The following is a 20165-nucleotide window of genomic DNA, read 5'->3' on the forward strand; positions in this document are numbered from 1 at the left end:
ATCCGCACGGACTTCCTGCCGCAGCCTTCAGAGCGCCTTCGACACATCGGTAAGCTCTCACTCTCCTTACCTCGCTGACAGAGTCTACTTATTCTCCTGCATCGCTGTGGTTTTATAATAGCAAAAGGCCCCGTATAAAGTCAATACAATGCCTATTTCAGTCCGATTCCTTCTTTTTCGACAGCCTGCGTCACAATACTGTCAATGTCGGCCATGTCCGCTTCTTTAATATCCGGTCCGGCTACAACCGTCGCCTGCGGCGCCAATTTTTGCACGGCCTCCGCCGTATCGCCGGCACCGCTGTTATACGAATCGGATACGGTAATTACCTTTTTCCCGGCCAAGTTCGTTTCTGCAAGGAACGTATTGAGAGCTTGCGGCAGTTCGCCCCACCAAATAGGATATATGAAAATAACCGTATCGTAATCGCTTATATCATCGATTTTCGTAGACACGCCCACTTTCGTGTTGTTGTCCAATTCTTCCTTGCCCGTATCCGTCGCTTCTTCATATTTGGAGGAGTAAGCCTTATCGGCCCGTATGGAGAAAATATCACCGCCCGTCTTTTCGGCAAATGTCTTGGCAATAACGGCATTGTTGCCGACCATTTCATTTTTGTCGAGCTTAACGCTGGCAGCCGTCAAAATATCATACTGATCCGAATGAACCGGCCGCCCGCCCGTATTTTCGACGTACGAAAAATACGCGATCAATATTTTCTGCTTATTATTTTCGCTCTTCACCAAGCCGGGCTGTACGTTTGCAATCTTCGCGTCGCTGATGCTCGTCGCTTCCTTAGGATTTTCGGCAGCGCTCTTCGACTCCCCCGTCAGACCGCAGCCGGCAATAAGACCGGCCGCTGCCAACGCGGCCAATAGAGTACTTACTTTTTTCATCCTGCTTTTCCTCCCCGTTCAAATAACTTCCTTTTGAATTGACATTATGTCATTTATTATAGTATAGCAAATCCGAGCCGCCTCATACAAGAATACGGCCTCGATTCTTATGCACGTTTATCATGTACCCGCTTTATCCTTGCGGGCGTTTTCGCTTCGCACCGTAATGACGATAATTTCCGGCGACACGCCCAGCCGAAAAAGAGCGCCCCACGAGCCGTAGCCCGAGGAAACGACAGCCGTCATGGAGCCGTACTTTTTCATGCCGTAGTCGAGTTCAAAGATTCGCTTCGTCGCCGCCCGATTCGGCCAAAACTGGCCGGCATGGGTATGACCGCTCACATACAGGTCGTATCCGGCCCTGGCGGCCGGTCTTATCTGTACCGGCTCGTGTTCCATAAAAATCGAAAAAGTCTCATCCGGTGCTTTCCGTATACGCTGCAGCGGCACATGCATGTGATCGGCCATACCTGCAATATAGAAACCGTCCTTCGTCGTATAGGACTCGCCGGCCAAGCAGAGAATGCCGCTCTCCGACAAAACTCGCCGTTCCATACCGATATCGATGCCGTAATGGTCGTGATTGCCGAAGACGGCAATGCACTCGGGCACCGCATCCCGGAGAAGCCTCAATTCCGACAGCGAGCCGTCACGGAGGACAAATTCCAAATTGCCGTCAATAATGTCGCCGCCTATGAGAAGAACGTCGGGCACCGCTTCTTTCAGCTGTGCCGCCAATTTTCGTACAAAGGGCTTGCCCAGGACGATTCCCAAGTGGAGGTCACTGATAAAGGCGATACGCCGCTCTTTCGCAAGAGGCTTGCCCGTCGCCACCTCCACGCGGCGGACGACGGGATGCCTCGCCACATAGGCACCATAGCAAAGGAGAATGATTAAAATAAGCGCCGTCAGTCTGCCGTACCATTCCGTCAAAGATACTAACCCGCCATTTTTCGTAAGCATTGCGGCAAGACGCAAAAGGAAAAACGGAATCATGACGATCAGCCCGTAATACGTTGCAATAAACCAATAGCCGCCGATATGAGCCAACACCTTTGTCAACGCTCGCGGCAGTTTCAAAGCGCCCACATAGGGGATAACGAAGAGAAGCGGCGACAACGCAAAAAACACAAACCCTCTATGGCCCGCCAATACGGGAAAGGCCGTTCCGTACATCTGCCACTGCCCGATCGCTGCCAATGAGCCGAGGACGCCTAAAATAACATAAAAAATGTATCTGTGTCGATTCATACTGCATTTCCTTTATTCATTCATCATCAACGGCAGGATATCTTTTATCATCTCGCAACGCTTCATATTCGGCTCTGTCAAAATCCGAATCAATCCGCTTACACGGCCTTTGCAAAAACGCCGTGTAAAAATATAAGTCCGCTTCCTCCGCACGAGATTCTCTCCAACCGAGTTTTTTTACAACACCTGCCGCAAATAGCGAATTGCATTTTTATAGGCGATTTTATCCAAATCCTCCTGCGAATAGCCGCGCTTGCGCAGAACGTCAAAGAAATTCGGCACTTCTCCCGCATGAAAAAGGCCCTTTGTAAAACTTCCTGCAGCAGACGCGAAAAAAGGTATACGCCCTTCCAGGTAATCGCAGAAGTCGAAGCCGCAGGCCACACAGTCAATACCGACAAGGCCGGCAATATAGTCCACATGGTCGGCCAAGTCTTCTACAGTCGGCTGCTTACTCTCACTGACAAAGGTCGGCCAGGCATTCATACCGATAATACCCTTTGAAGCGGCAACGGCTTTGATTTGTTCGTCTTTCAGATTCCGCTTGGCCGGGCATACGGCATACGCATTGGAATGAGACGCCATAAGCGGTTTGGTCGCTATCTTTTCAATGTCCCAAAAGGTTTTTTCACTGGCATGGGATACGTCGACGATCATACCGAGCTCTTCCATCAGCTTTACAGCCTCCACACCTGCCTGTTTCAGGCCGGTCACACCGAGTTCATCGCCGACACCGACGGCAAACTCGTTTTCTTCATTCCACGTGAGCATGCAGTGGCGTACACCCATACGATAGAGTGCCTCCAAGAAGATCGCCCTGCCTTTAAGGCCGCTCAGTCCTTCCATGCCGAAAAGAATCGCCGTCTTGCCGACCGCACGGATGCGCTCCACATCATTACCGCTTAAGACAAGGCCTAGGACTTCTTTATTCTCCCGCAATTCCGCTGCGGCGGCGCCGAGTATTTCCAGCATGCGTGCCGTCGGGTCGTCCGTATACTGCGTTTCAATCCACACGGCCGCAATCAACGCACCCACATTTCCCTCCTGCAGGTGCGGCAAATGATATTTTTTAAAGACGTTCCGCTCTCCTGCCAAGCGCCGCATCGTTATATTGCACCACATATCGGAGTGGCCGTCGAATACGAATGACATATTATATCCCCTTCTTAATTTTCCTATAATCCCAACATACTGCCCACAATAACACCCAAATACGTACCGATGACATAGCCGAAGGTGCCGACGAGCATGCATGGCCCGACGAGCTTATACCAGCCCTGAGAAATAGCCATGCCCGCAGCCGTCGTCGGTCCGCCGATATTGGCGTTCGACGCGAGAATGATGTCTTCCAAGTCGAACCTAAAGATCTTGCCGCCAATGAAGCAAAAGGCCATATTGACAATGACGACAATGAGACAGAAGGCGAGCAGCAAGGGGGCATTCTGCACGATTTCAATAATCGACGCAGGCACGCCGATGACGAAGAAAAAGAGATAAATAAGATACGTCCCCAGTTCCTGCGCGCCGTGCATGGTTGCCGCGTACTTATGACAAAAGGTGGCAAAGCACATGGCAATGAGCGTTATCCACACGTATTGACTGCCGAAGAAGGTGTTGCACATCTGCAGGAACCAACCGGTCTTCGGAATGGCGCCGGCCAAGGCTGCGGCAAAAAATTTGGAAATCGTGACGACAATAACGGCATACATGAAATTGAAAGCAATATCTTTGAGAGAAATTTCCTTTCTGCCCCAATATTGAGCCGCCAAAGTTTCACCTTCTTCGGACTTGCCGTTGGCAATGACATCGTCAATATGGGGATGCGTATAATATTTACGGAAAAAAGCACTGCCCGCAGTACCGATAAGAATCAAGAAATAAATGGCCATGTTCAGATTGTCGGCGACAACCGTTGCCGATATGAGGCCGCCGTCTACCTTAAAAGCATCGGCCAAAGCCGTGAAGTTGACGCCGCCGCCGATATAAGAGCCCGTAATCATGGCGGCAACCTGATTGAGGCCTTTTATGCAGTCGCCGAGGGCCACATACCCGATGAGAGTCCCCGCCACCGTGCCGGCGGCACCGATGAGGAAGATGAAGAGCATCCGCCCCGTTTCGCGCCAAATTTTTTTCATATTCGCCTGCAGGAGCAGAAGCGGAATGGCGATAGGCACGGCAAATCCCCAGACAACGTCGTCAAAGATAGGGGCCGACGTAGGAATAATATTCAAATTGACCAGAAGCAGCGCAAAAATCAAGGCAATGACGGCTCCCGATATTTTTGAGGCCCATGCATATTTTTGCTCCAAGTAAATGGATATACCGGCAGCGGAAAGCATAATCGCCATCAAGACCCACGTGTTTTCAGGACTTACTAATGTATTCATATCATCCACTCCTTTCAAAGTATGATTACTCTTTATTTATGATATTCAATACATTTATATGTGTCAATCAAGCCGGTCCGTGTATACATTATTCTTTACCGCTTACGCTCCGTTTCCCCCTGCCTTCATATGGACATTTACAAAGGGAATGAGTACAATAAGGATACGCTTTTTGCTAAAGGAGATGATACTCATGAAAGCGATGATTCTCTATTACTCCAAATCAGGAAAGACGGAAAATCTGGTCCATAAAATCTGCGAAATCCTTCCTTGCGACACGCTCAAGGTGGAACCGCAGGATCCGTACGGCAACTACCTTATGTCGGTCATTCGCGTCCGCAGGGAACGTAAGCATCATCTCGTTCATAAGGCGGTTACGGCCATTCCTGATTTACAGGCGTACAACCTCGTCTTCGTCGGCTTCCCCGTTTGGTTTAACGATGTGCCCGCTTTCTTTGCGGATTTTCTCTCCAACTGTGATTTACAGGGAAAGATCCTCGTCCCCTTCGCCACCTCCGGCATGGACAGTATTACAAAAAGTTTGTCTACCTTGGAAACGGTCTGTGCCGGTGCGACCGTAAAGTTTCCCTTCACAAAAATTAAATGGAAAAAGAGCGATACCCAAGATTGGTTGAACACTCTTAAAACAGAGTTCGCCCATAAGTGATTAGCTTTCCCATATGTACAAAATATCCCGTAACGGGCGACATACATCGCCTATACGGGATATTTTACGTTCTCATCAATCTTCCTCTACGAGCTTAATAATTTCCGATTTGGGACCCTTCGGTTTCATCATCAAATCATAGGTTTTAATTGCCGTAACCGCCAGGGGAATACCTGCGAGAAATCCGCAAATCGCGCTGTTTTGCGCATCATAGCCATAACCGACACCGATATACCGCCCGGCGGCCGCACAAACAAGCATCAGCAAAAGAGGCAGACCGAAACACAGCACCGCTCCTGCTACCATATTGTCGTCGGGAATCGTAAATTCCACATATTCACCTTTTTTTGCGCCGATAAGATTAACCGCGTCAATGACGACATTATCCTTACACATGGACGTGCTGCAAGGTGAATACAAGCTGTTTCTGTTGGTCTGAATTTTTGCCGTTCCATCGGGAAATACGGCTTCAACCGTTCCCGTATTGGTTCTCATCAAAAACACCTCGTTTATTGAAGCAACTAATTCATATTGCTATTATATCATGCTCTTCTTTCCATTGTTACCGGCAAACGTGAGGCGAGTCGTCTGCAGGGCCGGGACAGCCGGCATCGGGATCATAAGCCAGATTATTTGTTAAAAAAGCGTTTACCGCGTCGTCGCAGCGCGCGTATACACCGCCATATAATTCCATGCCCGCTTCGCGAACCGCTTTTTGCGCGCAGCCGCCGATATTGCCGCAAATAACGACATCAATGTCCAAGGCCTTCAAAAAGTCCGTCACGGCCTCGTGCCCCTCACCCGTGTTCTCGGCAATATGAGCAGCCGTGACCGCTCCGTCTTCCACTGTATATACTTTTACCTTCTTCGTCTTGCCGAAGTGTTGAAATACTTTTCCGTCTTCATAAGGTACTGCAATTTTCATGATACATCCTCCTTACGTTTTATTCTTAAAATTATAATATAAAGAAAAAAGGCCCGCGTCAATACGAAACATGGGCCGTCCCGTCGCCGCAGTGCAGCTCAAAGACATTCATTTCCCGCGAGCAGCCCAGGCGCAGAGGCAGCCAGTGGCCCGTGCCGCGGTTGACATAACAAAGAGATTCTCCCTGTTTATAGAAGCCGCGTAAATACTTGAAACGCTTCTTGACAATTTCACCGAGGGGCATCACCTGCGCGCCGTGTGTATGTCCGGACAGGGTAAGCGGGATCTTGCGTTCCGCAGCAGCGTCGAAGAAATCCGGATGATGAGCCAAAAGGACGGTGAACATTTCACCCTGCCGCCTGCGCAGAGACCGTCCCGTATAGAGGCGGCATTCTTCACGAAAGGCGTCGTCGCCCCTGGTAAAACTGTAGTCCGTGCCGGCCAGATAAAAAGCCGTATCTTTAAAACGCTGCGGTCTGACAACTATGCCGTCGTTGCGCAAAACCGCAACGCCCGCCTTTTCAAGCATGGCTGTTATCTCGCGAATATTATGATAATACTCGTGATTTCCGTAGCAAAAGTAGACGCCGTCCGGGAAAAGGCCGACGGTCTCCGCCAGGACACGGCCGCAATCGGGATTTAAGCACATTTCGTCAATAAGGTCTCCCGTAATGACCAACATATCCGGATTTTCGGCGGCCATGGCGAGCACGCATTCACGCAAATCGCCGGCATTAAGAAATACGCCTATATGAAAATCGGAAATCTGTCCGATTCTGTAGCCGTCCAGCCCCTTGGGCAAAGCCGCAAAGGTACACGCATAGCGCAGGGTCTCAACGATGTTGTTGCCTGCAAAAAGCCCCCATCCGTTTACGGCACCCAAGGCAAGGGGCAACGCCGCAAGTCCTTTCACAAAGGTGCGCCGCGAAAAGGTATGCTCCTGCCCTTCCTTTACATCTTTTTTATGCTTCGATCTTCTTCTGAATACATAGACGAAAAAGGCCGCAATGGCGGCAACGGGAAAAAAGACGAAAAGCGTAATAAGCCAGTCCAGGGATAAAGCGGCCGCGTATTGTGCAGCCTTTACGTACGGCAAATTGCGGATGAGGTGATAGCTCTCTTCATAGAGCCCTACAATACCTACTGCCGATGCCGTTACGGCAAGAGCCGCAACAATATATTTTCTCTTTCGCCGCTTCCCGCCCGCATAGGCCCACAAAACTGCCGTTCCGGCGGAAACGACAGACATAATACTTAAAAAAATAAGTAAAAAAAGACCTCTCATTATAACAAGGCAGTCAGTTTACCGTGCGGCCCTGCCCAGGGAATTTTCGTATAGTCCGCAAGAGGCAACCACTGCCACACCTCACTTTCTTTCAATGAACCTTCTTCCACATAGCCCTCATAGACGACAAGGTGCCACTTTTTATGGGAAAAGACGTGGCGCAGCTCCTGTACTGCGGCAGGTTCCATACGCGCTGTAAGCCCCTGTTCCGTCAAACAGTCCTGCAATAATTTCACGTCCGCTTCCGCCCGTTCCGACCGGACGGACGGAAATTCCCACATGGCTGCGAGCAGTCCCTTCGCCGGCCGCCGCCGAACGAGACATTTGCCGCCCCGAATGCAGACGGCAACGGCATACCGCTCCGTAGGGATGTTTTTCTTCGTCATACGCCGGGGCAGAACCCTTTCCAGATTGACCGCCTTGGCCTCACAGAGATGTACCAAGGGACAGATATCACACTTGGGATTTTTGGGAATACATACTTGAGCGCCGAAATCCATAAGCGCTTCATTAAATTTACCGGGACAGTCTTTCGGAAGTTGACCTTCCGCCAAGGCGGTTACCCTCTTTTTCACGGTATTTGACAAAACATTGTCCTCTATTTTATAAAGACGTGCGAAGATGCGCAGCACGTTGCCGTCGACGGCCGTTACGGGCCGATTATAGGCGAGACTGGAAATAGCACCTGCCGTGTAATCACCGATACCCTTCAAGGTCAAAAGCGTCTCCTTGTCTTCCGGTATGTGACCGCCATACCGGACAACCACTTCTTTTACGGCGGCGTGCAGGTTTCTGGCGCGTGAATAATACCCCAGCCCCTGCCACTGACGCAAAACGTCGTCATCTGCGGCACTCGCCAAGTCCCGAACCGTCGGAAAGCGCTCCATCCAATTTTCGTAATAGGGTTTAACCGCCTCCACCTTGGTCTGCTGCAGCATGATTTCCGACACCCAGACGGCATAGGGATTCCGAGTCGCCCCCGTCCGCCAAGGCAAGTCGCGGCCATGCGCGTCAAACCAATGTATAAGCAAATCACTCCACTGTGAATTCGTATGCACTCATACCATCCTTACCTGTTTTTTCATAGGTGTATTAAATTATACCACATGATTTTTAAAATTATATTCAGTATGCTACAATAGAAAATGCGAGAAACGGAGGCGTGTTTGATGAGTACCGGCGACGACGAAAGAGTTCTGGAATTTAATTTAAACATAGGCAAAAAAAAGCCGGATACGATCCATCGCCATGAATCGTACTGCCCTTTTTGCGACGTTGATAACTTAAAGGGTATTTTAGCCAAAGACGGGCCTATTATTTGGCTGAAAAACGCCTTTCCCGTCTTAAAAAACACGTACCCCACCTTAATTATTGAAACGGAAAACGACGACGGTGAGTTTTCCACGTATGAGCCGGTCTATGCGGAACGACTCCTGCGCTTCGCCCTGGACAAGTGGCGTCAATTGGAAGAATCGGGACGCTTTAAGTCGGTTCTTTTTTACCGCAACTACGGCTCCATGTCGGGCGGCACCATTCGCCACCCGCACATGCAAATCGTCGGCCTTGAAGAACACGACTACCGCGAAGACGTGCACCTCCGTCATTTGCAGGGTACGCCCGTTCTCGTAACGAAAACGCTGGAAATCAACCTCTCCGACAGGCCGCTCCTCGGCTTTTACGAAATCAACCTGATACTGCGCGATCACGCCGACTTTTCTGTCTTCAGCCGCCGTTTGCAGGGCATCGCCCTGTATATGACCCGGCAATTTTCCAAGTACACGAACAGTTACAACCTGTTTTTCTACGATTTTCCCGAAGAAGCCGGTCTTTTCGTAAAAGTAGTGCCCCGCTTCCTCACCAACCCCCTTTATGTGGGTTATAAAATACCGCAAATCACCGACACTGTGTCGCGCCAACGGCTGATTGACGCGGTGCGCCGTTTTTTAACCGAAGAAAAGGAATAATATATGCGTTTATTTGCCATAGGTGATCTCCACTTATCGGGCAATCCGCCGAAGAAACCGATGGAAATTTTCGGTGAACGTTGGAAAAATCACTGGCAGCGAATTAAAGAAGACTGGAAAAACCGCGTATCCGCCGAAGATACGGTACTCATTGCAGGCGACACGTCCTGGGCCATGCACCTAAATGAGGCACAAGAAGACCTGGATGAAATCCGCGCCTTGCCGGGAAAAAAGATTATTATCCGCGGCAACCATGATTACTGGTGGGAAAGCGCAGGCAAACTGAACCGCATGGACAATAAAAATAACATGTATTATCTTTACGGCACGGTTATTCCTACGGATGACGGAGAATTTGCCGTCTGCGGCACTCACGGCTGGGTCTGCCCGGGGGATATACACTATCATTCTCCGGAAGATGACAAGCCTTACCGCCGCGAACTCCTGCGCGTGGAGCGAACCTTGCAGGAAGCGGCCGACCTCGGCTGCCGCCGCACTCTTCTTCTTCTCCACTACCCGCCTGTATGTGATTTGACCGGACCGAGCGGCTTTACGGAATTGTTGGAGCAATATAAGGTGCCGATCTGCATATTCGGCCATCTCCACGGCATGAAACCGAACACCATGTTCCCCCGCGTCTATAACGGCACGCTTCTCCATCTCGTGTCGGCAGACTATAGGGATTGCAAATTATTGGACGTAACGGAAACCATAGAGCAAGGAGCAACACAATGAGTCAAATCGCAAAAAAGCACCTTCTCGCCGGTATTATCTTCGGTGATACGGCGACAGCCGAATACGTTTACCTGCCCGGCGGCGAAGTCGGCGCCGATCAGCCTCTCTGTCTGTATGAACACGACGGCAAAACGGAGGATATCGGCCTGGATGAAGCAGGCTACCTGGTGGAGCATCTGACATTAAAAAAATGCTCCCACCCCAAACTGGGAAAAAGAGCATTTTAACATATTATCGGGGCTTGGCGACGGTGAACCAGAAGGTAACACCGTCTTTTTCATTGCGCAAACCGTAGCGCTGCTCATGCAGTGCCAGCAAGGATGCCACAATCCCCAGACCCAGGCCGTGACCGCCGAACATGCGCTTCCCGTCGCGGCTGTGAGACGAGTCGACCTTATAAAAGGGCTCCCAAATGCGCCGGTGGTATTCTTCCGGTATTTGTTCGCCCTGATTGAAAACTTCCACCATGTAATCCGTTTCTTCTTCCACGACAGTGACGCGAATCTCGCCGCCTTCCTTCGCGTAATCGATGGCGTTGGAGAGAAAGTTGTTCATAATGATGTTATAGCGGCCGGGATCGCCATACACGGGCATTTCTTCAGGAAATAGCCACGTAAGCCGCAAGTGCTTCTCTTCCGCAGGTCCTTTAAAGCGATACTGCGCCTCGTCCATGAGAGCGCCGAAATCGAAGTCGGTCAATTCCAAATGCAGTCGTCCCGCTTCGAGGCGCGACAAATTGAGCAAGTCCTTGACGAGACCGTCCATTTTGCGCGTTTCCGAGCGGATGACATAGCAATAATATTCCTGCGTCTCCTGCGGCACGTCACGCAGATCTTCCAAAGCCTCCGCATAGCCCTGAATAATGGCCAGCGGCGTCTTAAGCTCGTGAGACACGGCAGAAATGAAGGACTTGCGCATATACTCGATTTCATTGGCCTTGTCGAGCTGTTGCTGCAAGGCCGCATTGCTCTGCTGAAGTTCATCGAGAGCCGTAGCCAGACGGGACGACAGGATATTGAGACTCTCGCCGACCATATCGATTTCGTCATGAACCGGAGAAACGTCGTTCCATTTACGGGAGAAATTAAGGTGCGCCATGTCCGTCGCAATGCTTTTCAGCTCATCCAAAGGTTCCGTAAGCCGCCGCGAAAAGCGCAGGGCCCCCAAGATCGCGACGACGACCCAAAGGATGCCGAAAAAGAGAATGAACCGCTGTACGATTCTGACATTTTCCCGCAAGGGTGCCAACGGCTGGCTGATGATGACATAAGCATTTTCGCCCATACGCGTAATAAGGCTGAAGAAGCGAATGTGCTCGCCGTTCTCGTCCGTATAGTACATGACCTTGCCCAAGTCCGCGTCCTGCGGTTTGTATCCATTGAGGAGAGACGCGATAATGCGAATGTGCTGCGGCATATTCGCCTTGATGCGCTGCCTGTCTTTTTTATCGCCTTCGCTGCTGCCGGACTCAAAAATCTTGTCCGGTCCGGACGAGTAGACCAATACGCCCTGGTCGACAATAAAAATATCCGTCCCGACAGAATGCGTTATTTCATTGATTTCGTCAAAACCCGTCGGCCCTCTGACCCCGTATATTTCACTGATTGAACGCGCCGCCGTGACCATGTTGTGCTTCTGAATGCTGTAATAAATAGGCTCGAAACCGAAGCCGATGGCCATGATTAGCGTAAGGACGAAAAAAAGAGTAAAGCCGACCAGATTAAAGCCGACTTTAGCACGCAAGGAAACATTTCTCATTGTTGTTTATCATATCTGTAGCCGTAACCGCGAACGGTCCGGATGTAAGAGCCGCGGTTGCCAAGCTTGATGCGCAGGCGATTGATGTGCGTATCCACTGTACGCAAATCGCCGTAGTATTCATAGTTCCAAACTTTGTTCAAAATCTGGCGGCGGCTCAAGGCCTTGCCGGCATTGGTCATCAAGTAGTTGAGCAGCTTGTATTCCGTCGGGCTCAAATCCGTACTCTTGCCGTCAATAAGAACCTGGTGCGCTTCCCTGTCGATCGCCACGCCCTCCTTGGGAACGGCGGACGCGTCCTTTTCATCCTGTTCGCCGTGGATATGGCGGAGAAGCACTTTTAACTTCGCTACCAACAGTTTCGGGCTGAACGGTTTCGTAATATAGTCGTCCACGCCGAGGTCATAGGCAAAGAGCTGATCAATTTCTTCGTCCTTCGCCGTAATCATGACGATGGGAACCGTCGAGGTACGGCGAATTTCCCGGCATACGGTCCAGCCGTCGTAACCGGGCATCATGACGTCCAATAAAATCAAATCCGGCCGCTGTTCGTTAAAAATTTCCAAGGCCTGCTTGCCGTCAGTGGCTTCCAATACTTCAAACCCTTCAGGCCGCAAAAAATCGGCAATAAGTTGTCTCATTAATTCTTCATCGTCGGCAATTAAAATCTTTTCCATATAAGCTTCCCCCTTACAGGCTTTTTTATTTCTTTGATCACATTTTGTTCCGGCAAGTTCTCAAGCAAAGAGCTGATGCGCTCACCGTCAATGCGTATGTCACCGGCCACCTGCAAAAGCGGCACGAGGACAAAAGCGCGTTCTTTCAAATAGGGATGAGGCAGTTCCAAAAAAGGAGTGTGACACTCTTCGTCTTCCCCATAAAGAAGATCCAGGTCAATCGTGCGCATGCCCCATTTCTCCCGGCGTACGCGGCCCAACTCGCGTTCAACGGCCAGACAGCGCTGTAAGACAGCCTCACCGGGAAAGGCGGCACGGACGGCGACGACGGCATTCAGAAAATCGGGCTGATTCGTCTTGCCCCACGGCGGCGTCTCGTACAAAGACGAATAGTCCTGCACGTCTATACCCGGCTCTGCCGCCAAAGCGTGCAGGGCAGACGTCATCATGCCCTCTCTGTCACCGCTGTTGGAACCGAGGCCGATGTAAAGTCTACTCATGTCGAACCCGTTCCATGTGCACGGCTATATCGGAGAAATTCCGCCGCACAGGTGCCTGCGGCTTGTGAAGCGTCACAGCGACCGAAGCAAGCGGCGCAAACTCCCGCAGCAGGGCATCACATACGGACGAGGCAACCGTTTCGATCAAATTACGGGGTATGCCTTCGACAACTGCAGCCGTGATTAAACACACTTTATCGTAGTCTACGGTATTCGTCAAGTCATCGGTTGCCGCGGCAGCCGACAAATCCAGCCGCAAGGCCAAATCGATAATAAAGGGCTGCGGCGCCTTGCGTTCTTCCGGCAAACAGCCGTGGTACCCTTGAAAGGTCAATCCGGTAATCAAGATTTCGTCCATAATTCCCCTTCTCTATTGTATACCATGTTCACAAGTGCCGAGCAGCTCGTCGGCCACACGGCACATACGGGCAATAGGTTTTACGTCGTGAACACGCATAATGGCACAGCCCGCAAGAACACCGGCCACACAAGTCGCACCGGTTCCTTCCATGCGCTCCGTTACGGGCAAATCGAGAATCCGGCCAAGGAAGCCCTTGCGTGACGTCCCCAAGAGGACGGGATAGGGCAATGCCGTTATTTCATCTAAGTGACGAAGTATATGAAGATTCTGTTCAAAAACTTTACCGAAGCCGATACCCGGATCAAGAATGATATTTTCACGGCGTACGCCGGCATCCTCGGCAATTTGCAGGGATTTTGCAAAAAAGTTCTTCATATCCGTTATTATGTCCCCATAGTTTGTATTGTCCCGATTATGCATTATTACGACGGGGACATCATATTTCGCCGCAACTGCCGCCATGCGTCCGGGCTCTTCACTATACTGCAGCCCCCAAATATCGTTCATCATATGGGCACCTTCGCCCATAGCCCATTCGGCCGTCTCCGCCTTAAACGTGTCCACGGATACGGGAAGCGGACAATTTCTAATGATTTCCGGCAGGAACTCGGCCAACACGCTCAGTTCTTCTGCCGCATTGACGGGGACAAAGCCGGGGCGGGACGATTCGGCACCGATATCGATAATGTCCGCGCCGTCCCGCACCATTTCTTCCATATGGTATAAAGCTTTATCAAGTGTATTCCACTTGCCGCCGTCGGAAAAAGAATCGGCCGTTACGTTAAGGATACCCATGATTAAGGTCCGCTCGCCGACAGTCAGGTTTTTCCCGTCACGCCATGCGTAGGTTATACTCGACTTCACCGTATTATTCCTCCTCCAATAAGCGCAGAGCACTTTCGTATAGAGTTTCTCCTTCTTTCAGAGCACCGCAGGCGGAAACCGTCACGATGTCCGCCAGGCCGGTCTTTTCACTGCACATGGCGAGGCAGAGGTGGCGCGCCTTGACGAGCACCAACACACCGGCAGGCGTCAAGCTTTCGGCAACGGCAGCGCAAATTTGTCCGGTCAGTCGTTCCTGAAGCTGCGGCCGCTGCGCAAAGACGCGTACAACTTCGGCAAAACGTCCGAAACCGGCAATTTTCCCGTCACACGGCAAATAAACAATACTCACGGTGCCGAAAAAAGGCAGCAGGTGATGTTCACAAATAGAATAAAACGGCAGCCGCCGCACGGCAATAAGGCCTGACGACTGCGTATGTATGGGCTCGCCCAAAACGGCAACGCCGTCTTTCCGCAGACCTGCAAAAAAACTGCCGAACGCGGCGGCAACCCGTTCGGGAGTCTCTTCCATGCCTTGCGCCTTAAGGTCCAAGCCGAGAGCTTCCAAAAACTGACGGATACCGGCTGCAGCCAAATCCGTTCGTATTTCCTTTTGCATCATGCCAATCACCCCGGCTCTTAATGAATATAGTAGGTACAATAAAAAATAATACCGCCTACGATTATACAAACGGGAGATAAATACTGTTTCCACAAGGGCAGACTGTGGTATAAGTAGATTTCCTTCGGACTCAGTTCATTATAGCGAATAGATACTTTATCGCCTTTTTTAAACTCCCACTCGGTGCTGCCGAAGCGGTATTCACTCTCATAGGTCTTCCCTTTGGCCTCAAAACGGACGACGGGATAATACATCGTGCCGCTGCGTGTCTTTTCCGCACGAAAACCCAAGAGGATGCCGTCGGCATGAATCTTGCAGCGGCGCACGACACTACGCAGCTTCCAGCCGTGAAAAGCACCGAGTAAAATAAAAATTGTGCCCATCACCAAAGGGATGTCATATAATATATCCATTATCGATTTCATCCGTTTCTTTATAAAAACACACACTTTTTGTTATAATCAATTATATCATTATGCGGCTGCACCGGTTTATATATCCGTATATAACTATATGTATTGTATTCTATTGAGGTATGCCATGTCAAAACGATTCATTCCCGCCATAACGTATATGCGCGGTCTTTGCATGCTGGGAGTCATTGCCATCCACGTCGGCTCGGCAGCTTTGACGAACCCGACGCCGAATTTGGCGCTCATCGGTATATTGGAAATACTTTCCCGTTTTTCCGTACCGGCCTTCTTTTTTCTTTCCGCCTTCGGTATGTTTTACAGTCAGCCCTTGTCGGCACCGTTTATCTATAAAGATTATTTAAAGCGACGTCTGCGCACGGTTCTTCTGCCTTACCTGACATGGTCGCTCTTTTATCTGCTCTACTCGGCCCTTCTCGGTCATACTTGGACGGGCTTTCAGCCGGCCAATCTGGTGAAAACACTTTGGTACGGCCTGGCCATGTACCATATCTACTTTCTCGTCATCCTTCTGTGGTTTTATCTCCTCATGCCCTTATGGCGCCGCCTCTTACGCCTCATGATGAAGTGTCCTGTGCACAGTTTTGCGATTCTCTTCACAGGCAATTTGATTTTTAACTTCTATTCCAGCTATATATGGACCTTCACGGGAACAAGTCAAGTCCTGCAGGACGCCTTTAACTACCGTTTGAATTGGGTCGTCTTTCATTATTTGTTCATCTTCATGTTCGGTGCCTTTGCGGCCGAGAAATTCACGCCCTTCATGGAGAGAATCAAACGGCTCGGTACACTCGTCAATGTCCTGCAAATACTTTCTGCGGCCGGAATGTTGTTCGCCTACTGGGGAGTCATGCATTATCTTCATTACGACGCCCTTTCCGCCGTCTACACAGTCCACCAGCTCAGCCCCGTCGGCATGATCTATACGGCAACGACCATGATTTTCCTTCTCTATCACTGGCAGTGCCGCCCCGTGGGAACTCTTACGGACAAAATTTTCTCTCACCTGGGCAACTTCTCCTATCCCATCTACCTGGTCCACCCCGTATTCCTCAGTATTTGCACCGGCACGGCAGCCCGCTTCGGCATTCCCTTGCGGGCGAGTTTAATTATAGTCATCTATATTTTCGTTACCCTTTCTTCGTTCTGCTTTGCGGCACTTCTGCAAAAGCTTCACCTGCCAAAATCCCTCTCCTGTTGCCTGCGCGGAAAATAAAACAACTTATAAACAAGGTTCAAACGCTCCCCGTTTTGTCGTTTACGGTCAAAAGAAGGAGTGTAATTTTATGTGTTAAAGGCATTTTTAGTATAATATTTTCTTATTGATTACATTTCTTCATTGCTCAAGTAATTTTTAGGAATATAGCTGTTTATACTTTTATTTGTTCTAAAAATATTCGTTTTTAGATAAAAATAATATAAATATTTATTTTTTACATGTGTTTTCAATTAAACCGTTAAACCTTATACCTGTTTTCAAGAGTCCGGAAAAATGCTATGCTATAGTGAGTTAAGAGAAACGGCGGGGAAACGCAAGTATTGAAATGAAGGGAGAGAATTACGAGCATCCCTGCAACGAAAGACAAGCGCCGCAAGATGTACAAAAAGTGAGTGCAAACGTATTAAGGAGGTTTCTGTTTATGAACAAGTATCTTGCATCCGTAATCGAAAACGTCAAAGCAAAACACGCAAATGAACCGGAATTCGTGCAAACTGTCGAAGAAGTATTGTCTTCTTTGGAACCGGTCATTGAAAAACACCCGGAATACGAAAAATATGACTTATTAAATCGTATTGTCGAACCGGAAAGAATGTTTACGTTCCGCGTTGTCTGGCAGGACGACCAAGGCGCATATCATACGAATATCGGCTATCGCTGTCAGTTCAACGGCGCTATCGGACCGTACAAAGGCGGTTTGCGTTTCCAGAAAAACGTATACCCCGGTATCATTAAGTTCCTCGGCTTCGAACAAATTTTCAAAAACGCTTTGACCGGTCTGCCCATCGGCGGCGGCAAAGGCGGCTCCGACTTCGACCCTGCAGGGAAATCGGACGCAGAAATCATGCGTTTCTGCCAGAGCTTCATGCAGGCTCTCTATCGCTACATCAGCCCGGACATCGACGTCCCTGCCGGCGATATGGGCGTAGGCGGACGTGAAATAGGCTTCCTCTACGGCGAATATCGTCGTCTCAAAGGCACCTTTGAAAACGGCGTTCTCACGGGCAAGGGCTTCAGCTACGGCGGCTCCCGCATTCGTCCGGAAGCAACGGGCTACGGTGCCGTTTACTACTTGGAAAACGTGTTGAAGCACGACAATGTCGATATTAAGGGCAAGACCATTGCCGCTTCGGGCTTCGGTAATGTTTGCTGGGGTATTTGTAAAAAGGCTGCCGAATTGGGCGCTAAAGTCGTTACCCTCTCCGGTCCGGACGGATACATTTACGATCCCGACGGTGTCACAACACCCGAAAAGATCGACTACCTCCTGGAAATGCGCACAAGCGGCCGCAATCTCGTACAGGACTATGCCGACAAGTTCGGCGTCGAATTCCACGCAGGCCAGAAGCCTTGGGGCGTGAAGGCGGACATCGTCATGCCGTCGGCTATGCAGAATGACGTTCACATGGAAGAAGCAAAACAAATCGTTGCCAACGGTGTTCGTTACTACATTGAAGTTGCCAACATGCCGACAACAAACGAAGCCTTGAAATTCTTAATGGAACAAAAAGACATGGTTGTCGCTCCGTCAAAGGCTGTAAATGCCGGCGGCGTATCCGTATCGGCTCTGGAAATGAGCCAGAACAGCGAACGCCTGGTTTGGACAGCAGAAGAAGTCGATGCTCGCCTAAAAGAAATTATGGACACTATCTATAAGAACTCCGTTGACGCGGCTGAACGCAACGGCTTGGGCTACAATCTCGTAGCAGGTGCCAATATTGCCGGCTTCGAACGCGTTGCTACGGCTATGATTGAACAAGGCGTATTCTAAAAGCTCCCCCCTGACGGGTCGCAAACACCCCGTCCGTCAAACGGACCTTTTACTGTGATGATTATAGTTTCGGCCCGCATAAAAAAAGACGAGTCAATACAATCGTATTGGCTCGCCTTTTTTATTATTTAACGGCCGAGCAAGGCTCTAAAGGAACCGTCCCGCGTATCTGACTCTTCTCTCGGATGAACGTTGTAAATGGAGAGCGTCAAAGCGTCCGGATAGTTCGTAAAGTCCAAAAATTCACCGTCTGCAATATAGTAGACGCCGCCCTTTACCGGAACCGCTCCCATCGGATAGAGGCGGGCAAATTCTTCCGGTGCCGTTTTGCAGTCAAAGCCCGTCCGGTCAAGACGACGGTCGCTCGTTGACTTGAAGGTGACGGAAACGACCCGCCCCACTTCAAAATCCATTTGGAAGCCGACTTTGTCGTAATACCACGTTTCTTTCTGCGGCGTATAGCGGGAACGGTCGGGCTTGCCGTAAATTGCTTCTACTGCAGCCATGGTCATGCCCAGATGCACGTCGCCTATCGATTCGTAGTACGCGTCATAGCTGTACGGCGAAAGGTTCCAAATATCATCAATAATGAGCTGTTCATGCATGCCCATGCCGCTGTGTTTTACTTGAATGTCGCGGATACGAGCGGATTCACGGATTTTAAAATTACCGATCGTTTCCGTCGGCGTATAGGTTACTGTGCCGCTAAGTACGGGGCACCCGTTAATGTATCCGCCCTCAAGAGACATGATATATCGGCCGTCGCTGTCGTACCAGTTTTTATTCCACTGACTCATCATTGCTTCGGCGGCTGCCCCGTCGACGGGCTGAGGCACTGTATCCGCACCTTGCCCGAATGTTGCCGATCCGACCGTAAGAGCTACGGTAAGAATGCCGAAAACAAAGCTCTTCCATACTTTTTTCATATAATAGTCCTCCTTCCGCAAAAACTTAATTTCGTCTATGATTACATACTTTTTCCGTTTCGTCAAACCGTCCTGCTTCTTCCCGGCAGCGCTCCGTTTTTGAAAGGCGGCATGATACACCGCCTTGACAAGGCTTTTTTCCGTGTTTATAGTAATCTTAATATTTAAGTTATATAGGATATTTCTCAGCCGATCCGTTTTTCCTGTAAAGAAGGTTTGATAATGAACAAGACCGATTTGGAAACTGCCGCCTTTGCCGCCGTCCGTGCGGCGAAAGGCAAACGCGTCTTTTCCTTTTCTCATAAAAACCGCTTATATTACGTAAAATGCCGTAAACGGAACGGCCGCAACAATTTTGCCAAAAGCGACACCGACACGGCCTTTTATCGGGAGGTTTACAAAATAGACGCCGTCAACAGTCGCCTCCCTTTGGCGCCGGTCATCGTCTTTCGGGCCGACGACTTCTTCGTCATGGAAGAAAGCGGCACACCGCTGCAGGTCATTGCCAAAAAACAGCCTCTTGAAGAAGCAACAACCGTCTTTTATGAAGCAGGCAAGACCCTGGCCCTCCTGCACAGCCGTAATTTATGGCACGGCCGCCCTGCTCTGCGGGATATTGTGTGGGACGACGAAGAAAAGAAGATCACCTTCCTCGACTGGGAAAATGTGGTGCCTCTCGTTAAAACGGATTACCGCGTTACGGATCTCTTTCTTTTTCTGCACAGTTGTTTTCGCGAAGAATGGCCTACGGCGGAACGCATTGACAGCGCCGTAGCCGGATACCGCTCCGTCCCGTCCGAGGCGTCCCGTTTTTACGACGTCGATGCCTTTATCAGGAGCCACAACCGCATTTTTTCCATTTGCCGCGCCCTGTCGGCTTTTCACTGGATTGACGTCGTCTCCGTCACTGCAACGGCGGCGTACATAAAAAAAATATTGGCAAAGTAAGCTGAAAGAGCCGCATATAA

Annotated in this window: 23 protein-coding genes; 7 read left to right on the forward strand and 16 right to left on the reverse strand. The window is 50.1% G+C overall.

Annotated elements, in window-relative coordinates; all coding sequences use genetic code 11:
* Positions 1-152: 152 nt before the first annotated feature.
* From BQ2674_RS03925 to BQ2674_RS03940, 4 genes are all read right to left on the reverse strand, one after another.
* Positions 153-896, reverse strand: a complete 744-nt coding sequence (locus BQ2674_RS03925) for a flavodoxin (RefSeq protein ID WP_075572542.1) — start codon at positions 894-896, stop codon at positions 153-155.
* Between the two features lie 120 nt (positions 897-1016).
* The gene (locus BQ2674_RS03930) at positions 1017-2147 is read right to left on the reverse strand and encodes a metallophosphoesterase (protein ID WP_075572543.1); all 1131 of its coding nucleotides are present in this window, start codon (positions 2145-2147) and stop codon (positions 1017-1019) included.
* 177 nt (positions 2148-2324) lie between these two features.
* The gene (locus tag BQ2674_RS03935) at positions 2325-3299 is read right to left on the reverse strand and encodes a dipeptidase (protein ID WP_075572544.1); all 975 of its coding nucleotides are present in this window, start codon (positions 3297-3299) and stop codon (positions 2325-2327) included.
* 23 nt (positions 3300-3322) lie between these two features.
* Positions 3323-4534: a DUF819 family protein gene (locus tag BQ2674_RS03940; protein ID WP_075572545.1), complete on the reverse strand. Its 1212-nt coding sequence runs from the start codon at positions 4532-4534 to the stop codon at positions 3323-3325.
* Positions 4535-4727: 193 nt separating this feature from the next.
* Between BQ2674_RS03940 and BQ2674_RS03945 the strand changes: the two genes are divergently transcribed.
* Positions 4728-5201, forward strand: a complete 474-nt coding sequence (locus tag BQ2674_RS03945; RefSeq protein ID WP_075572546.1) for a flavodoxin — start codon at positions 4728-4730, stop codon at positions 5199-5201.
* Between the two features lie 75 nt (positions 5202-5276).
* Here the strand turns inward: BQ2674_RS03945 and BQ2674_RS03950 are convergent, their stop codons facing one another.
* From BQ2674_RS03950 to mutY, 4 genes are all read right to left on the reverse strand, one after another.
* Positions 5277-5696 (reverse strand): SoxR reducing system RseC family protein, encoded by a 420-nt coding sequence (locus BQ2674_RS03950; protein WP_075572547.1) that lies wholly within the window; start codon positions 5694-5696, stop codon positions 5277-5279.
* A gap of 67 nt (positions 5697-5763) precedes the next feature.
* Positions 5764-6126, reverse strand: coding sequence for a NifB/NifX family molybdenum-iron cluster-binding protein (locus BQ2674_RS03955; RefSeq protein ID WP_075572548.1), 363 nt, complete (start codon positions 6124-6126; stop codon positions 5764-5766).
* A 58-nt stretch (positions 6127-6184) separates the two neighbouring features.
* On the reverse strand, positions 6185-7375 hold the full coding sequence (locus tag BQ2674_RS03960; protein ID WP_159427197.1) for a metallophosphoesterase: 1191 nt from the start codon (positions 7373-7375) through the stop codon (positions 6185-6187).
* A gap of 35 nt (positions 7376-7410) precedes the next feature.
* On the reverse strand, positions 7411-8469 hold the full coding sequence (gene mutY, locus BQ2674_RS03965; RefSeq protein ID WP_075572550.1) for an A/G-specific adenine glycosylase: 1059 nt from the start codon (positions 8467-8469) through the stop codon (positions 7411-7413).
* Between the two features lie 111 nt (positions 8470-8580).
* Here mutY and BQ2674_RS03970 point away from each other — a divergent pair, with 111 nt between their 5' ends.
* Genes BQ2674_RS03970 through BQ2674_RS03980 form a run of 3 tightly spaced genes read left to right on the forward strand, consistent with a single transcriptional unit; the run spans position 8581 to position 10337 of the window.
* A complete protein-coding gene (locus BQ2674_RS03970) occupies positions 8581-9375 on the forward strand; it encodes a DUF4931 domain-containing protein (protein WP_075572551.1) in 795 nt (264 codons plus the stop codon).
* 3 nt (positions 9376-9378) lie between these two features.
* Positions 9379-10110 carry a metallophosphoesterase gene (locus BQ2674_RS03975; protein ID WP_075572552.1) on the forward strand — a complete coding sequence of 244 codons (732 nt, stop codon included), beginning with the start codon at positions 9379-9381 and terminating at the stop codon, positions 10108-10110.
* A complete protein-coding gene (locus tag BQ2674_RS03980) occupies positions 10107-10337 on the forward strand; it encodes a hypothetical protein (RefSeq protein ID WP_075572553.1) in 231 nt (76 codons plus the stop codon). Before BQ2674_RS03975 ends, BQ2674_RS03980 begins: the two co-directional genes overlap by 4 nt.
* Before the next feature lie 4 nt (positions 10338-10341).
* On the opposite strand, the gene BQ2674_RS03985 is transcribed toward BQ2674_RS03980, so the two are convergent.
* Genes BQ2674_RS03985 through BQ2674_RS04015 form a run of 7 tightly spaced genes read right to left on the reverse strand, consistent with a single transcriptional unit; the run spans position 10342 to position 15263 of the window.
* Positions 10342-11868 carry a HAMP domain-containing sensor histidine kinase gene (locus BQ2674_RS03985; protein WP_075572554.1) on the reverse strand — a complete coding sequence of 509 codons (1527 nt, stop codon included), beginning with the start codon at positions 11866-11868 and terminating at the stop codon, positions 10342-10344.
* The gene (locus BQ2674_RS03990) at positions 11865-12545 is read right to left on the reverse strand and encodes a response regulator transcription factor (RefSeq protein ID WP_075572555.1); all 681 of its coding nucleotides are present in this window, start codon (positions 12543-12545) and stop codon (positions 11865-11867) included. Before BQ2674_RS03990 ends, BQ2674_RS03985 begins: the two co-directional genes overlap by 4 nt.
* Entirely contained in the window at positions 12530-13045 is a 516-nt protein-coding gene (gene folK, locus BQ2674_RS03995) for a 2-amino-4-hydroxy-6-hydroxymethyldihydropteridine diphosphokinase (protein ID WP_075572556.1), read from the reverse strand. Before folK ends, BQ2674_RS03990 begins: the two co-directional genes overlap by 16 nt.
* Positions 13038-13403: a dihydroneopterin aldolase gene (gene folB, locus BQ2674_RS04000; RefSeq protein WP_075572557.1), complete on the reverse strand. Its 366-nt coding sequence runs from the start codon at positions 13401-13403 to the stop codon at positions 13038-13040. The genes folK and folB overlap by 8 nt, the downstream gene beginning before the upstream one ends.
* Before the next feature lie 12 nt (positions 13404-13415).
* A complete protein-coding gene (gene folP / locus BQ2674_RS04005; protein ID WP_075572558.1) occupies positions 13416-14270 on the reverse strand; it encodes a dihydropteroate synthase in 855 nt (284 codons plus the stop codon).
* Positions 14271-14274: 4 nt separating this feature from the next.
* Entirely contained in the window at positions 14275-14850 is a 576-nt protein-coding gene (folE, locus tag BQ2674_RS04010) for a GTP cyclohydrolase I (RefSeq protein ID WP_235828811.1), read from the reverse strand.
* A gap of 17 nt (positions 14851-14867) precedes the next feature.
* Entirely contained in the window at positions 14868-15263 is a 396-nt protein-coding gene (locus BQ2674_RS04015) for a DUF3592 domain-containing protein (protein WP_083222301.1), read from the reverse strand.
* Positions 15264-15390: 127 nt separating this feature from the next.
* Between BQ2674_RS04015 and BQ2674_RS04020 the strand changes: the two genes are divergently transcribed.
* Together BQ2674_RS04020 and gdhA are read left to right on the forward strand one after the other, a co-directional pair.
* The gene (locus BQ2674_RS04020; RefSeq protein WP_075572560.1) at positions 15391-16497 is read left to right on the forward strand and encodes an acyltransferase; all 1107 of its coding nucleotides are present in this window, start codon (positions 15391-15393) and stop codon (positions 16495-16497) included.
* A gap of 424 nt (positions 16498-16921) precedes the next feature.
* A complete protein-coding gene (gene gdhA / locus BQ2674_RS04025; protein ID WP_075572561.1) occupies positions 16922-18271 on the forward strand; it encodes an NADP-specific glutamate dehydrogenase in 1350 nt (449 codons plus the stop codon).
* Positions 18272-18399: 128 nt separating this feature from the next.
* On the opposite strand, the gene BQ2674_RS04030 is transcribed toward gdhA, so the two are convergent.
* Positions 18400-19197 (reverse strand): hypothetical protein, encoded by a 798-nt coding sequence (locus BQ2674_RS04030; RefSeq protein WP_075573354.1) that lies wholly within the window; start codon positions 19195-19197, stop codon positions 18400-18402.
* Between the two features lie 222 nt (positions 19198-19419).
* On the opposite strand from BQ2674_RS04030, the gene BQ2674_RS04035 reads away from it, so the two are divergent.
* Positions 19420-20145, forward strand: a complete 726-nt coding sequence (locus tag BQ2674_RS04035; RefSeq protein WP_083222302.1) for a BUD32 family EKC/KEOPS complex subunit — start codon at positions 19420-19422, stop codon at positions 20143-20145.
* Positions 20146-20165: the final 20 nt, after the last annotated feature.

Origin of the sequence: Megasphaera coli, from assembly GCF_900095855.1 — a bacterium.
In the GTDB taxonomy this organism is placed as follows: domain Bacteria; phylum Bacillota; class Negativicutes; order Veillonellales; family Megasphaeraceae; genus Megasphaera; species Megasphaera massiliensis_A.